This window comes from Rubrilithobacter danxiaensis (assembly GCF_047272945.1).
In the GTDB taxonomy this organism is placed as follows: Bacteria; Bacteroidota; Bacteroidia; order Sphingobacteriales; family Sphingobacteriaceae; genus Rubrolithibacter; species Rubrolithibacter danxiaensis.
In genome coordinates this window covers 235,309-250,226 of record NZ_JBKOPS010000003.1, presented here as the reverse complement: position 1 = coordinate 250,226, position 14,918 = coordinate 235,309, and the positions used below count along the sequence as shown (strand labels likewise).

Sequence of the window (14,918 nt, the reverse complement as noted above, 5' to 3'; positions counted from 1 at the left end):
ATTGCTTCGTCACTCTCTATCTTATAGCCTCACTCAGATCTCCTCTGCAAAAAAAACTGCCTTATAGCTTTAAAATTACATAAACAAGTTCTTAATAAAGGATTAGATATAGTATTTTTCTGTCCGGAATTTGAACGATGCCGCTTTGGTTATAAAAATCAACCAAAAGTATTATAATTACATTTATAGGTGCTTGATTGAAATACCCGGATAAAAATTAATGCCCTTCTTTAGTTTTATAATATGAAACAGTTTTTAGATGAAGATTTCTTACTGCAAAGTAAAACAGCGCAGCGTCTGTATCATGAATTTGCAAAAGAAATGCCTGTAATAGATTATCATAATCACCTTCCTCCCGACCAGATAGCCAATGATATTCAATTTGAAAATTTGACCCGGGCCTGGCTGTATGGTGATCATTACAAATGGCGTGCTATGCGGACAAACGGCGTAGATGAAGCCTATTGTACCGGTAATAGAAGCGATTATGAAAAGTTTGAAAAATGGGCAGAAACAGTTCCTTATGCGTTAAGAAACCCCTTATATCACTGGACGCATCTGGAATTGCAGCGATATTTTAATGTGCACGATATTTTATCGCCACACATAGCGAAGGACATTTACGAAAAATGTACTGCCCTTCTGCAAACCCCGCAGTATTCTGTTCGAAATCTTCTGCGGAAAATGAATGTGGTTACACTTTGTACAACAGACGATCCTTTGGATTCGCTTGAACATCATCAGAAAATAAAACAAGATAACTTTGAAATTGCCGTCCTGCCGGCATTTCGCCCCGATAAGGCGATGAATGCAGATAACATTGAAGATTTAAACCTTTATATCAATAAGCTGGAAGAGGTATGCAATGCAAGTATCAGTACATATCAGGAGTACCTGGATGCGTTAAAAGAACGACACGATTATTTTGCTGAAAATGGCTGTTGCGTATCCGATCATGGCTTGGAGCAACTGTATGCAGAAGATTACACATCTGATGAAATAGAAAATATTTTTGGTAAGATCCGTGCTTCACGGCAGATTACCCGGGAAGAAAAACTGAAATTTAAGTCTGCTTTATTAGTTGAATTTGCCTTGTGGGATCATGAAAAGGGCTGGGTACAGCAGTATCATTTAGGAGCTTTGCGAAATAATAATTTGCGGATGCTGAAAAGAATAGGGCCGGATACAGGCTGGGATTCTATTGGCGATTTTAAACAGGCACAAGCACTCTCTAAATTTTTAAGCCGGCTGGATGCAGAAGACCGGTTAACGAAGACGATCATTTATAACCTCAATCCTGCCGATAATGAATTAATGGCTGCCATGATCGGTAATTTTAATGATGGTTCTGTAGCCGGGAAAATTCAATTCGGCTCGGCATGGTGGTTTCTGGATCAAAAAGATGGTATGGTTAAACAATTAAACGCCTTGTCAAATATGAGCATGGTTAGTAAAATGGTGGGAATGTTAACCGATTCCAGGAGTTTCCTCTCTTATCCGCGTCATGAATATTTCAGGAGGATTTTATGTAATCTCTTTGGAGAAGATATTGAAAACGGAGAACTTCCGGGGGATATCAGCTGGATTGGTAAAATAATAAAGGATATTTGCTATTACAATGCCAAAAACTACTTTCCCTTTGGAAGTGATAAAGTTTAAATATTCCATCAACTTATACTATTTATGAAGTTTATAAAGCTGGCTTGTATTGTTTTAACAGGGTTACAGTTAACCGCCTTTGCTCAAATTTCAAATACCCGGAAGGAGCGCCTGGAAATAGGAGATGAAATGAAAAGCTCAATGGTGAATGAGCTTCTGAAACAATGGTATCCCATGTCAGTAGATCAACAGTACGGGGGCTTTTTAAGCAACTTTACCTATGATTTTAAACCCAGCGGAAACCAGGATAAAATGATTGTGACACAGGCAAGGCATGTATGGAGCAATTCAAGAGCTGCAGAACTCTTTCCTGATGTTACACACTACAAAACTGCTGCGAAACAGGGATATGAATTTTTAAGAAATGTATTTTGGGACAGGAAGTATGGCGGTTTTTATACTTATACTGACCGCCAGGGAAATGTAAAAAACAACAGTTTTGCTGAAAAAGAAGCTTATGGAAACTCCTTTGCTTTATATGCACTCGCTGCGTATTACCGTGCAACCGGTGATACCAGTGCTTTAAACTTGGCAGCGGAAGAATTTCAATGGCTCGAAAAACATAGCCATGATCCCGTATACAAAGGGTATTTCCAGCATATGAAAAGAGACGGAGCTCCCATTACGAGGGCTGCTTCGGTTCCTTCCCGTTCCGAGCTGGGGTATAAAGATCAGAACACTTCCATTCATTTGCTTGAGTCTTTTACAGAATTGTATAGTGTATGGCCCGATAGTTTGCTGAAACAGCGTTTACAGGAAATGCTGTACCTGGTAAGAGATACTATTACTGATAAGAAAGGGTATTTACGATTGTTCTTCCAGCCCGACTGGACTCCGGTATCTTTTAAAGATTCTTCCCGAGCGGTTATTCTTAAACATAAAAATCTTGACCACGTGTCTTTTGGACACGATGTGGAAACAGCCTATTTAATGCTGGAAGCATCACATGTTTTAGGATTGCATCACGATACAACAACTATGCGTGTAGCGAAAACAATGGTGGATCATGCTTTAAGAAATGGTTGGGATAGCAGCGTAGGGGGCTTTTACGATGAAGGATATTACTTTAAAGATAAACCCGCAATAGCAATACTTGCCGATACAAAGAATTGGTGGGCTCAGGCTGAAGGCTTAAATACACTTTTACTGATGGCCGATTACTACCCAAACGATTCCATGAAATATGATGATAAATTTAAAAAGCTGTGGACGTATGTACAAACTTATTTGATTGATCATGAACATGGTGACTGGTACCAGGGAGGAATAGACAAAGAGCCAAAGCAAAAAACAGCTTTGAAAGGGCATATATGGAAAGGAACATATCATCATTTGAGGGCTTTGATTAATTGTATTAACCGTTTAGATCCTGATAACATCCCTCCGTCTGTTCCTTCGGGTTTAAAAATAGCAGCAGAAAATAATTTTTTAACCCTAACATGGAATTCTTCCCAGGATGATAAGAACCTTCTGGGTTACAATATTTATCGGGATGGTAAGCGAGTTGCTTTTACTCCGCTTACGTCTTTTAAACTAACTGTCGATAAGAAAGATAAAAGCAAATTCTCACTGACGTCTGTTGATTTTCAGGGAAATGAGTCTTTGGAGAGTAAGATAAGTGTGTATTAATTTAATCACTAAGGAGGGCGAAAGGAATAGATATTTTGATTTCACACTTTTTTACAAAAATTAGATAATTCATTTAAAAAAACTATATTTAGAGCCTCAAACTGTCCAAGTATAACCAGAAGCCCTTATCAAACTGATAGGGGCTTTCTTTTACATTATCATTTAATTGTTAAATAATGTTAAATCACCGATTTATTTTTTAAGATAAATGCTATTCGCATTATATTTGCAGCAGGTTTATAATTGGTTAGTTTGAGTGCCTCCATTCTCCCCGTTTGGAGGCGCTCGCATTTTATAACAATTCCTTTTCCTATCTCCACCAGGTGTCTGCAGGATAAATTTTATCCAATACAACGAATTCTCCTATCATTGGAGTAGTAAGGCGCATACTTCGTTTCTCTGCTTCTTCAAATACTCTCTTTATAGGCTCGTTCCAAAGGTGCAGCGATAAGGAAAACTTGCTCCAGTGTACAGGAAGAAGATATCTGGCTTGTAAATCTATACTTGCCTGCACTGTTTGTTGGGGAAACATATGAATATAGGGCCAGTCTTTACCATATTGACCCGCTTCTAAAATGGCAATATCAAAGGGGCCGAATTCTTCTCCGATAGTTTTAAAAGTGGTGTCATATCCGCTATCGCCGCCAATAAAAATTTTATATGGTAACATGTCCAGAACAAATGACGCCCAAAGTGTTTTGTTGCGTATAAACGTTCGTCCTGAAAAATGCCTTGAAGGCGTAGCGGTGATCCTGATTTGTTCATTAACAAGATGAGATTCCCACCAATCCAGCTCAGTTATTTTCTCATTGGGTACATTCCAGTATTCCAGGTGAGAACCTACTCCCAACGGAGCAATAATGCTTTTTACTTTTTCATGTAGTTCTTGAATAGTTTTATAGTCAAGATGATCATAATGGTCGTGAGTAATAATAAGTAAGTCAATTTCATCAAAATCATCAGCGTGATAGATGTCAGCTCCCTTAAATGCTTTTCCGAAGAATGAAAAAGGGGATGCATTGCCACTAAAAACCGGGTCGACTAAAATTTTGAAGTTTTTAAACTGGATGAAGTAAGAAGAATGGCCAAACCAAACGATCGTGGGATGTTCAGCATGCAGATCCTTTAAATTGCTCCTTACGGATGGCAGGCTGTTTCCCGGAACGGTAAGCTTTGGTTTGTTAATGAAATCTTTCATCATTCTGATAAAAGAAGCGTTTTTTAAAGTAACTTCTGTTGGCAGCAAGTTTTGAAAAGTACCATGCTTATAGTTTGGAGATTTTATTATTCGTTTTAACCTCGTTCCTGAAGGATTCTTGCCGAGTGCTTTAATCATATAACAGATGGTTTCCTCAAAGTTAATTATTCTTTTTTAGCTAAATTTTATTATGAAAAGTTTGGTATAGTGGGATTGGGGCAACTATTTGCTTGTTCAAATCACCTTGTTTTAAAAGAAAAATACCCTGTAAAATGTGTGCATTAACCCTTTAAATTCAGCACAGAAGTATTGATATTTAGAAAAGTAAAACTTCTCTCTACAAAAAAGAATGGGTCAAGCTTTCAGCGAAGCTGTGTCTTTTAACCTTTTCTATCATAAATACCTCGTTTACAACATGCCCGACACATTAAGAAATAATTGGTATACTGCTTACACCTATCCTAATTTGGAAAAGAAAGTGTATGGCCAGTTGCTTAAACAGCAGGTAAAAGCGTACCTGCCTATGCAACGGGTAATCCGGGAGTGGAGTGACCGGCGAAAAGAGCTGGAAATTCCCTTATTTCCCAATTATGTTTTTATAAATATTTCAGAGAAAGACCGTTGTTCCCTGTTTCATATCACCGGTTTGCTTCGTTTCGTTTCATTCAATGGGCGGCCAGCCCTTATTTCAGATGAGGAGATAAGTAATATACAAAAAGCTGAAAATGCTAACCCGGAAATTGAGCCGCATTTAATACAGGGGGAAGATGTATTAATTGTAAAAGGTCCCTTTACAGGTTTGAAAGGAAAATTCTATACTAAAAGAGGCAAAAGCAGGTTCGGAATCCGTTTAAATGCCCTTCATCAGTCACTTTCACTTGAAATTGCTATTTCAGATATAAGGAGGATTTAGCCACTTCTCCGTTCATCCTGATACGCTTATTTATCTAATGAAGAATACAGATCTGCATTTAGTTTCTTGTATTATGCCAACCTGCAACAGGCGTCGGTTTGTGCCGCATGCTATCCGCTATTTTATGAGGCAGGATTATTTTGAAAAAGAACTTATTATTCTGGATGATGGTACCGATTCAGTAGAAGAGCTAATACCTCCGGCGAAAAATATCAGGTATTTTCGCCTTAGCGAAAAAATTACACTGGGTGCTAAACTTAATATGGGTTGCCGGTATGCAAGAGGCAAGATTATAGCCAATTGGGACGATGACGACTGGTACGACAGTCGCCGTTTAACCTATCAAATAGAGCAGCTACTAAACAGCCAGGCGAAAGTGTGTGGCATCAATCGACTCCTTTATTATAACCTGAACGACGAAAAAGCACTTCAATACATTTATCCACCCAATCAACGGCCCTGGCTTTTGGGAAGCTCACTTTGCTATTACAAAGAACATTGGAAAAAAAATCAGTTTGCTGAGATAGACGTAGGCATGGATGCTTTGTTTGTGTGGAATACACCATCTGATAAAGTGAAGGCGCTGCCGGATAGCACCATTGCCGTCCATATGATCCATCAGGATAATGCAAGTCCTAAACAAACCGATGATCTATGGTGGCATCCCTATGAAGTAGAAAAAGTAAAGAAAATTATTAATGGCGACTGGTTTGTATATGATAAAATGAAAGGAGCGCCAGCAGCTGAACCTTTAGTCGCACCTCTGAAATGCAAGCCTGCGGCGGAACTGCCTAAAAAAATAAAAAATACGTATGTCTGCCTGGTACATGAAAATGAGGATTGCATCATTGATCTGGTTCGAAACCTGCATTACCACGATCCTGAATCTTCTATTTTATTATACAACGGAAGCGGAAATGACCATCTGATTAATAAACGCTTTCCTTTCCGTTCTTATGGTGCTATTGTGTATCCCCATCCCTTGCCCGTAAAACACGGCTATTTGCATGAATTTGCACTTCGTGCGATGGAGTTTGTTACCGAAAATCTGGAATTCGATACACTCACAATTGTAGATTCCGATCAGCTTGCCATCCGTTCGGGATATTCTGATTATGTGTCTCGTTTTATGGCTTCAAAAACAAATGTGGGGATGTTTTCAAATCGTGCAGAGCGAGTGAACCCTGATAACCAGGATGTGTGGACAGCCACGCAGGCCTTTAAGGAATATGATTTATGGAAGCCTTTTTTGCAAAAATTCCCCGGGGGGGAAGATAAATTTGTGCATTGGACGTTCTGGCCTTCTACCGTATTCACTGCTGATGCCGCACTAGATTTGGTGAAAATTTTTAAACAGGATAAACAGCTTCAGCAAATTGTAAGTCAATCGGAAATATGGGCAACAGAAGAAATTATTTTACCGACAGTAGTGAAGCTCCTGGGATATGAAATACTTTCAAATCCTTGTACCTACCAGTATGTGCAATATCAAAAAAAGTATTCGTTACAGGACGTAAAGCAGGCCTTAACAGATCCAACTGCTTTCTGGATTCATCCTGTAGAACGTAAATACGATAATTCAATCCGGACGAACATTCGCGAACAATTCAATCATTACAGTAAAGAAACTGAGAGGGCTTCAGAAGAAAATATACTTAAGAATATGTTATCAACAACTACGTTGTTAGGCCAGATTAAAAAAATAGAAGGGTGGCTAAGTGAGGGGGAAGCAGATCTGCTTATTTCAACTACATTAAAAGCAGGGATAGAATTGCCTGCGCCTCATGCTATTGTTGAAGTGGGTAGTTATCAGGGCAAATCAACCGTTTTGTTAGGCAGTGTGGTAAAAGCTTATTTTCCACGGTCTAAAGTTTACGCAATTGATCCCCACAACGGGGTAGTAGGGGCGGTTGGCCAGTTAATTGAATCGCTTTCCCCAACCTTAGAAAACTTTAAACGAAATATCGAAGAAGCCGGTATTGGCGAAGTAGTTCAGCTAATCAAGGATTTTTCATTTAACGTATCCTGGGGAAAGCCGATTTCGCTGCTGTTTATTGATGGCTTGCACGATTACCCGAACGTATCACGTGATTTCTGGCATTTTGCAAACTGGGTTATGGCGGGCGGATACATTGCTTTCCATGATTATGCAGATTACTATCCGGGAGTAAAAGCTTTTGTTAATGAGCTTTTAAGAACTGAAAAATACGTGTCTGTGCAAATCTCGGATAGCCTAATTGTAATTCAAAAACAAGAATAAAAAGGTGAAATGTTACGCACCGCATTAGAATTCCTGGCAGATGAATTGAATCTTTACCTGAAACGGAAAGACGCTGGTAATTTTGGGAGTGTTGACAGCGTTGTGCTTTCGGGGTTAATGAAACCAGACGGGACATTTGCCCTTCCACTCGATCAGGGAAACGAGAGTTTTAAAGTTATCATTACCCTGATAAATCTGGAAGAAGACCGTATTGCGGATTCGCAAAATAACTATTTGCGGATAAATGAGAAGGTGCAGACTGTCAATCCTCCGGTAAATATGAACGCATATGTGCTTTTTTCTGTACTTGCTGCTAATTACCCCACTGCCCTGCGACTGTTATCATATGTAATCTCGTTTTTTCAGTCTGCTGCAATTTTTACTCCGGAACAATATCCGCAAATGAATGCAAAAGTCGATGAGGATAAGCCCTGGCAAAAGATCGGCAGACTTACGGCCACGCTTCAAAAAACCAGTTTTGAACAGCAAAATAACTTATGGGCAGCGTTAGGGGCTAAATATATGCCAAACGTGATCTATAAGATCAGGACGATGAGCTTTATAGATGCAGAACCTAAACTGGAAGCTCCGCCAGTTACAGAAATTACGATAACTGATAATTAATCCGGTTTTAAAAATTTCAATTGTCTTGCGATGATTCAGATTAAGTATAAGCAGATTTTTGATATTGAATTTGAGCATAGTTTTTACCGGTCTGGAAAATCTTCCGACCTCCTGCTTGTGCCTACGCCGGATTGCCGCCGTGTGATCAATAGCCTGGGACTAAAGTACCTTCAAACAGAATTTGGAGGAAAAGTATTTGCCCGCGTAAGCACGGTTGGATTAACAGATATTATAAAGAATCCGATTCCTGAAGGAACACGATTTACATTCGTTATACAGCTTAAAAGAGGGTCCTTTGAAAATTTTACAGCACTGAATTTGCTAAAACCAAGGGACAGTCACTATTACTTTAGTAACCAGTTAAACAACATATCCGCTTCAGGTAACCCTTTGCTGATTGCTGATACAGCAGGTAAAGTTGTTTCTGATATGGATCTGCTTCCTTTTGTTAGTAATTGTTTTGCCTATGTCCATGCAAGCACAGCTGCTGAACAGAACGGCGAGTTGCGCTTTATTGATACAGACGAAAGCTTTCATCAATCTTTAACCAATACGAACAACCTGTTCAATTTTTCTTTTGATCTGGCTAAAACACCTTCCGGAAGGGCAAAACTGTTTATAGAAGGGGTGGAAAAAGCTTTTGTATATGTTATTGATTCGGTTATAAGGCCAGAGCTGTTTGGTATTGCTGAAATTTTTTACAGAAACAGTTTGCCTGATGAATATCAATTCCAGAAGACAGGGAATACGATAGAGACCAGGTTTTATAAGATTGTTTTTACTAACAGGGCTACTAAGTGGCGTTACATCATTACTAAAAAATTTAATCCGGATGTTACAAGTGTAAAAGTGGCTAAAACCAATGGCTCACCCATCAGTTTTACTGCACAACCCGGAGCGCCAGCCGGCCAGTTTGTAGTGGCTTCCAGCGTACCTGTACCACTGCATGAAGATCCCGTTCGGGGAATAAAATTAAGCGATCAGGCTGATAATATCATCATTCCTAATCTTCCTAATCCGGTATTAAACAGCATTCGCACAGAAGGCCCGGATACCTTTTCGGATATATTAATTACTATTTAAAATTAAATAAACAACCCTTAACCATGGCAGATGTATTCAAAACTCCGGGGGTATATATAAAGGAAATCCCCACATTTCCACCTTCGGTAGCCGAAGTGGAAACCGCCATTCCTGCATTTATCGGGTATACCGAAAGCGATACCTTTAACGGGAAGAGTTATCATCTACAACCCTTACGGATTACTTCGTTGCTCGAGTACGAGCAGTTGTTTGGTTTTGCTCAGAAGGAAACGGCTTTGGGAGTAACCATTACAGATACAACAGCCGGCGGAATAACAACCCGGGTTATAAGTGCAAAGAGCAATCCGGCTGTACGTTCGCGGTTTAAAATGTACTATGCTTTGCAGATGTATTTTGCCAATGGGGGTGGCCCCTGCTACATTGTTTCTGTGGGTACTTATTCAACCACTGCACCTTCTGATGCAGATATCCTTATCGGGGATTTAAGAAACGGATTGAACGAAACAGCCAAAGCGGACGAGCCAACTTTGCTTCTTTGTCCTGATGCAACAGCGCTCGACCCGGGGCAGTACCATACATTAATGAACGAGGCGCTGAACCAATGTTTTACCTTACAGGACCGTTTTACAATAATAGACGTAAAACATGTAACCGGTACGCCAAATGAAATAAACAGTTCGGTAGATGCGTTTAGGAATGCCTCTGGACTTGGAAGCAATATCGATCAGCTTAAATATGGTGCTGCTTATTTTCCAAATCTCGAAACTTCTTTAAATTATCGTTATGAAGATGCCGGCGTAGCTGTTGTTTACACCAGAGATGGAGTAACGTTAACAGATGCTTCAGAAGCTTCCGATCCTGCAACTACAGGTGTTCTGAGTCTGGCAAGCATAAAAAATCCTCCGGCAAACCTGAAACCCGCTTTAAGGGATGGGTTAAACTTAAAAAAACCAGATCCGGTAGTGCCTTCTTCCCCGCCTTCCGCACCTGAAGTTGCAGGCAATACTGAGCTGTATAACCTCATAAAGCTTGAGCTTAACAAGGTAAATATCGTCCTGCCACCTTCTTCCGCTGTTGCGGGAGTGTATGCAGCAGTGGATAATTCCAGGGGAGTGTGGAAAGCACCGGCAAATGTATCGCTCGCATATGTAAATGCAGCGACGGTAAAAATTTCAAACACGGATCAGATGTCGATGAATGTCGATCCTACTTCAGGAAAATCAGTAAACGCCATACGGTATTTTACAGGCAAGGGGCTTATTGTCTGGGGCGCCCGAACCCTGGCTGGCAATGATAATGAATGGCGTTATGTTCCTGTCCGCCGCTTTTTCAACTTTGCTGAAGAATCTATAAAAAAGGGGACTGAATGGGTGGTTTTTGAACCTAATGATGCTAATACCTGGGTTCGGGTGCGTGCCATGATCGAAAATTTTTTGACCAAACAATGGCGTGCTGGCGCTTTAGCAGGCGAAAAACCGGAGCAGGCATTTTTTGTGCGTGTGGGTTTAGGCGTAACAATGACTGCTTTAGACATACTGGAGGGAAGGATGAATATTGAAATAGGAATGGCGGTAGTAAGGCCGGCAGAATTTATTATCCTTAAATTCTCTCATAAATTGCAGGAAGCTTAAACCGCAAATAATCGACTCCATAACAAAAACTTAAAAATCATGGCAAATAAATATCCTTTACCAAAATTCCATTTCAGTGTACAATGGGGTGGGGCTAATGTTGGTTTTTCGGAAGTAAGCGGGCTAAATATTGAGAATAAACTGCTTGAATACCGTGATGGCGCTTCTTTAGAGTTCAGTAAAATTAAGATGCCGGGCATGCGGGAGTTTAGCAACATTACCTTAAAACGTGGCGTCTTTCAGGGCGATAATGAATTTTATAGCTGGCTTAACACCATTTCCTTAAACCAGGTTGAACGCCGTGACCTCATTATTACATTACTTAATGAAAAACATGAGCCAGTAGTAACCTGGAAAGTGAAAAATGCTTTTCCGGTAAAAATTCAAAGCACAGATTTAAAAGCTGATGGAAGCGAAGTAGCTATTGAACAGCTTGATATCGCTCACGAAGGCCTTACGATACAGAACGGCTGATAAACCGTATACCAATGAGTAACATACTTGACGGATTGATCTATCCGCCACCCGGTTTTCATTTCCTGGTGGTAATAGAGATGTTTCCTCAAACGCCGCAGGACTTTCGGTTTCAGAGCGTTAGTGGCTTGAGTGTAAACATTTCTACCGAATCAGTAGCCGAGGGGGGCGAAAACCGTTTCAAGCATCAGCTGCCCGAACTGCCCCAATTCAACAAGCTGGTTTTAAAGCGGGGCTTGTTTACCGGCTCATTCATCAGCAGCTGGTGTAAAGCTGCTATCGAGAACTTTGAATTTGACCCAAAAAATATCCTCATCAGTCTGTTAAATGATAAACATATCCCTGTTGCTGTCTGGCATGTATTCAACGCGTATCCGGTAAAAGTTGATATTTCTGAGTTTAATGCCGAACAAAATACCCTGGTGGTCGAAACGCTTGAGCTTGCTTATCAATATTACAGGCCAATGGACATTGGGCTGTCGCTGGCAGCAGGTGCAACCAATGTTGTTGCCTCCGCGGTTTCCGGCAGTTTATCCATTTAACCTTTCAACATGCCAATAGTAATCAATGAAATAGAAATTTCGGTTGAGGTGGTACCGGATAAGGGCCCTAATGCCACAACACCTGCGGACGAAAGCTTCCGCGAGGAACTTATTAAAGAATGTGTAGAGAAGGTGATGGAACTTATTAACCTGAAAAATGAACGCTGATGCTGGATATTTTAAGCGGTATAATGGGCTCGGAAGCCGCCCGGAAATTAAAAATAGAAGCGTGGCCTACAGCTAAGCGGAGCGGTACAGCCCGTAAAGTTTTTACAGCCTTTCTTAACCCCGATGAGTTTACGCTGAACTATACCGTCCGCACTGAAAGCAAACACGCTGTCGGGGCAAACGGGAGCGAGGGCGGGTACCTGGGGGCAGAACCATTGGAAGTTACCCTGAAGTTCTACCTTGATGGCACAAATGCTACCGGCGTCAAATTAAACGTGCCCGAAAAGATTAAAGAGTTTTATGAAACCGTAGGCTACAACGGCGATATCCACCGCACCAATTTTTTACGCATTACCTGGGCCAATTTTACCTGGCTGAGGCCCAACCAGTCGGAGCTGGATTGCGAGTTTAAAAACGCTTCCATCCAGTACAAGCTATTTAAGTCGGACGGGACTCCGTTACGGGCAATAATTACCGCCACCTTTGCCGAAAAGCTTCTTCCGGAAATTATCCAGGCACAACAGCAGGATAAGTCGGCCGATTTAACTCATGTTCGCATCGTTAAAGAGGGCGATACCCTGCCATCAATGGCGCAGCAGGTATATGGCGATTTTACTTACTACCTGGATGTAGCAAGGGTAAACAACCTGGTTAACTTCAGAGACATAAGTCCCGGGCAGCAGCTCTTTTTTCCGCCGCTTGTGAAAAATATAAAAGCCTCCAAAAATGCCTGAAGAAAGGTTGATTCCCGCTGTGCAGACTGTAGCCGAGTTTTCGGTGAAAGTTAACGGCACGGAAATTCCACGAACGGTACCAAAGCTATCGGTAAATGTCATGAAGATGGTTAATAAGATCGCCTCCGCTACGCTGGTTATTATGGACGGCGATATTGCATCCGGGGAGTTTCCTTTAAGTAACGGCGATCTTTTCACTCCGGGAAATGAAATTGAAATTGAAGCTGGCGATACAGATCAGAAAGCCAGTATTTTTAAGGGCATTATTATTAAACAGGCTTTGAAAGTAAGGAATAACAGCTCGCCCGAACTGATCGTAGAATGCAGGCATAAAGCTGTAAAAACAACGATAGGACGAAACAATGCCTGTTTTCATGAGGCAACAGATGCCGATGTTATCGAAGAGATTTTAAAAAGCCGGGGCTTTTCATCGGATGAGATAGCGATAGAGCCAACACCCTTTACGCATAAAGAACTGGTTCAGTACAATTGTACCGACTGGGATTTCATTGTAAGCCGTGCCGAAGCCTGCGGAAAGCTGGTATTATGCAACGATGATAAAATAAGCATCAGACAAGCTACCGTAACAGGGAATCCTGCACTGTCCCTGCTGCTGGGCGCAACCATTATCGAGTTGGATGCGGAAATGGATAGCCGTACCCAATACCTTTCTGTAAAAAGCCAAACATGGGATATGGCAAACCAGTCTGTTTCAGAATCCATTGCAACAGCCCCGGCTGGTATAGAAGAACATGGAAGCCTTGCTGTAACTGACCTTGCTGCTGTTGCCGGGCCTGATGAGTTTATATTACAGCATCCCGGTGCTATACCTTCGGAAGAAAGCAAAGCCTGGGCTGATGCACAACTGCTTAAATCACGGCTTTCGAAAATTAGGGGCAGAGCTAAATTCCAGGGGATTTCGGCTATTGACTCGGGCGATGTGATTGAATTGAACGGCTTAGGGGGGCATTTCAGTGGCAAAGCCTTTGTAAGTGGCGTAAGGCATGACTTTACCGCGTCCCAAGGCTGGAAAACACAGGTGCAGTTTGGAAGTTCTCCGGGATGGTTTACCGAAGAAAATGAGGTGGATACGCCGAAAGCAGGAGGGCTGTTGCCGGGGATAAGGGGGTTGCAAACCGGTATCGTAACGGATAATGAAGATCCGGGGGGCGAAATGCGGGTAAGGATTAAACTTCCCTTTATTAACCCCGAGGACGATGGTATATGGGCAAGAATAGCTTTGACTGATGCGGGTAAAGAACGGGGCTTGTTTTTTCGCCCCGAAATAAATGATGAGGTACTTGTCGGTTTTCTGCACGACGATCCCCGGCAACCGGTTATACTGGGTATGCTGAATAGTTCCGCATTGCCCTCCCCGCTTTCTCCCTCAAATGCTAACCATCAGAAAGGCTATACTTCTCGGGAGAAACTGGCGTTGCTTTTTGATGATGAGCGGAAAAGCATCAGCCTCGAAACTCCTGGTGGAAACAAATTTACCATTAGCGACTATGCTAAAGGCATTTCACTGGAAGATCAGAACGGCAATAAAATACAAATGGATGATAAAGGGATCAGCATACAAGCGGTACAGAAGCTTGAACTCAAAGCCGGCACACAATTGGTAATTGGCGGAACCCAACTCTCTGTAAGCGCTGATGCCAGTCTCGAGCTGAAGGGCGGTGGCAGCACCAAAGTTAAAAGCGATGGAGCTCTGCAGATCCAGGGTTCTGTAGTCCAGATAAATTAAATAACCCTGTTTATGCCCCCCGCACTTCGAATAACCGATCAAACCAATCATGGCGGTACCGTTATTGGGCCAGGAGTTCCAAATGTACTGATCGCCGGAAAGCCGGCCGCCGTAGCCACCGATAACCATATTTGCCCTATCCCCCCCGCTTCCGGTCACCTTACCGCCAGTATCTTCCCGATGGGCAGTGCTACCGTATTTGTCTGCGGCAAGCCGGCATTAAGGATAACAGATATGTGTTTATGCGGGGCGATGGGAATAGTAGGAGAGCCCACGGTATTAATAGGAGGATAAG

14 protein-coding genes are annotated in these 14,918 nt (G+C 41.7%); 13 read left to right on the top strand and 1 reads right to left on the bottom strand.

Annotated features, from left to right (window positions below):
- Positions 1-243 precede the first annotated feature (243 nt).
- Together uxaC and ACLCDL_RS05090 are read left to right on the top strand one after the other, a co-directional pair.
- Entirely contained in the window at positions 244-1,659 is a 1,416-nt protein-coding gene (gene uxaC, locus ACLCDL_RS05095) for a glucuronate isomerase (RefSeq protein WP_423147195.1), read from the top strand.
- 24 nt (positions 1,660-1,683) lie between these two features.
- Positions 1,684-3,288, top strand: coding sequence for an AGE family epimerase/isomerase (locus ACLCDL_RS05090; protein ID WP_423147194.1), 1,605 nt, complete (start codon positions 1,684-1,686; stop codon positions 3,286-3,288).
- Between the two features lie 310 nt (positions 3,289-3,598).
- On the opposite strand, the gene ACLCDL_RS05085 is transcribed toward ACLCDL_RS05090, so the two are convergent.
- On the bottom strand, positions 3,599-4,624 hold the full coding sequence (locus ACLCDL_RS05085) for an MBL fold metallo-hydrolase (protein ID WP_423147193.1): 1,026 nt from the start codon (positions 4,622-4,624) through the stop codon (positions 3,599-3,601).
- Between the two features lie 211 nt (positions 4,625-4,835).
- On the opposite strand from ACLCDL_RS05085, the gene ACLCDL_RS05080 reads away from it, so the two are divergent.
- Genes ACLCDL_RS05080 through ACLCDL_RS05030 form a run of 11 tightly spaced genes read left to right on the top strand, consistent with a single transcriptional unit; the run spans position 4,836 to position 14,917 of the window.
- Positions 4,836-5,399 (top strand): UpxY family transcription antiterminator, encoded by a 564-nt coding sequence (locus ACLCDL_RS05080; RefSeq protein WP_423147192.1) that lies wholly within the window; start codon positions 4,836-4,838, stop codon positions 5,397-5,399.
- 37 nt (positions 5,400-5,436) lie between these two features.
- Positions 5,437-7,659 carry a glycosyltransferase gene (locus tag ACLCDL_RS05075; RefSeq protein ID WP_423147191.1) on the top strand — a complete coding sequence of 741 codons (2,223 nt, stop codon included), beginning with the start codon at positions 5,437-5,439 and terminating at the stop codon, positions 7,657-7,659.
- Between the two features lie 9 nt (positions 7,660-7,668).
- A complete protein-coding gene (locus tag ACLCDL_RS05070) occupies positions 7,669-8,283 on the top strand; it encodes a Pvc16 family protein (RefSeq protein WP_423147190.1) in 615 nt (204 codons plus the stop codon).
- A 30-nt stretch (positions 8,284-8,313) separates the two neighbouring features.
- The gene (locus ACLCDL_RS05065; protein ID WP_423147189.1) at positions 8,314-9,366 is read left to right on the top strand and encodes a hypothetical protein; all 1,053 of its coding nucleotides are present in this window, start codon (positions 8,314-8,316) and stop codon (positions 9,364-9,366) included.
- A gap of 23 nt (positions 9,367-9,389) precedes the next feature.
- Entirely contained in the window at positions 9,390-10,958 is a 1,569-nt protein-coding gene (locus ACLCDL_RS05060) for a phage tail sheath family protein (RefSeq protein ID WP_423147188.1), read from the top strand.
- A gap of 39 nt (positions 10,959-10,997) precedes the next feature.
- Positions 10,998-11,432, top strand: a complete 435-nt coding sequence (locus ACLCDL_RS05055; protein ID WP_423147187.1) for a phage tail protein — start codon at positions 10,998-11,000, stop codon at positions 11,430-11,432.
- A 14-nt stretch (positions 11,433-11,446) separates the two neighbouring features.
- Positions 11,447-11,974, top strand: a complete 528-nt coding sequence (locus ACLCDL_RS05050) for a phage tail protein (RefSeq protein ID WP_423147186.1) — start codon at positions 11,447-11,449, stop codon at positions 11,972-11,974.
- Between the two features lie 9 nt (positions 11,975-11,983).
- Positions 11,984-12,142, top strand: coding sequence for a DUF5908 family protein (locus ACLCDL_RS05045; RefSeq protein WP_423147185.1), 159 nt, complete (start codon positions 11,984-11,986; stop codon positions 12,140-12,142).
- Entirely contained in the window at positions 12,142-12,876 is a 735-nt protein-coding gene (locus ACLCDL_RS05040; protein ID WP_423147184.1) for a CIS tube protein, read from the top strand. The genes ACLCDL_RS05045 and ACLCDL_RS05040 overlap by 1 nt, the downstream gene beginning before the upstream one ends.
- Complete coding sequence (gene vgrG / locus ACLCDL_RS05035) at positions 12,869-14,623, top strand: type VI secretion system tip protein VgrG (RefSeq protein WP_423147183.1); 1,755 nt, start codon at positions 12,869-12,871, stop codon at positions 14,621-14,623. The genes ACLCDL_RS05040 and vgrG overlap by 8 nt, the downstream gene beginning before the upstream one ends.
- Positions 14,624-14,635: 12 nt before the next feature.
- The gene (locus ACLCDL_RS05030; protein ID WP_423147182.1) at positions 14,636-14,917 is read left to right on the top strand and encodes a PAAR domain-containing protein; all 282 of its coding nucleotides are present in this window, start codon (positions 14,636-14,638) and stop codon (positions 14,915-14,917) included.
- Position 14,918: the final 1 nt, after the last annotated feature.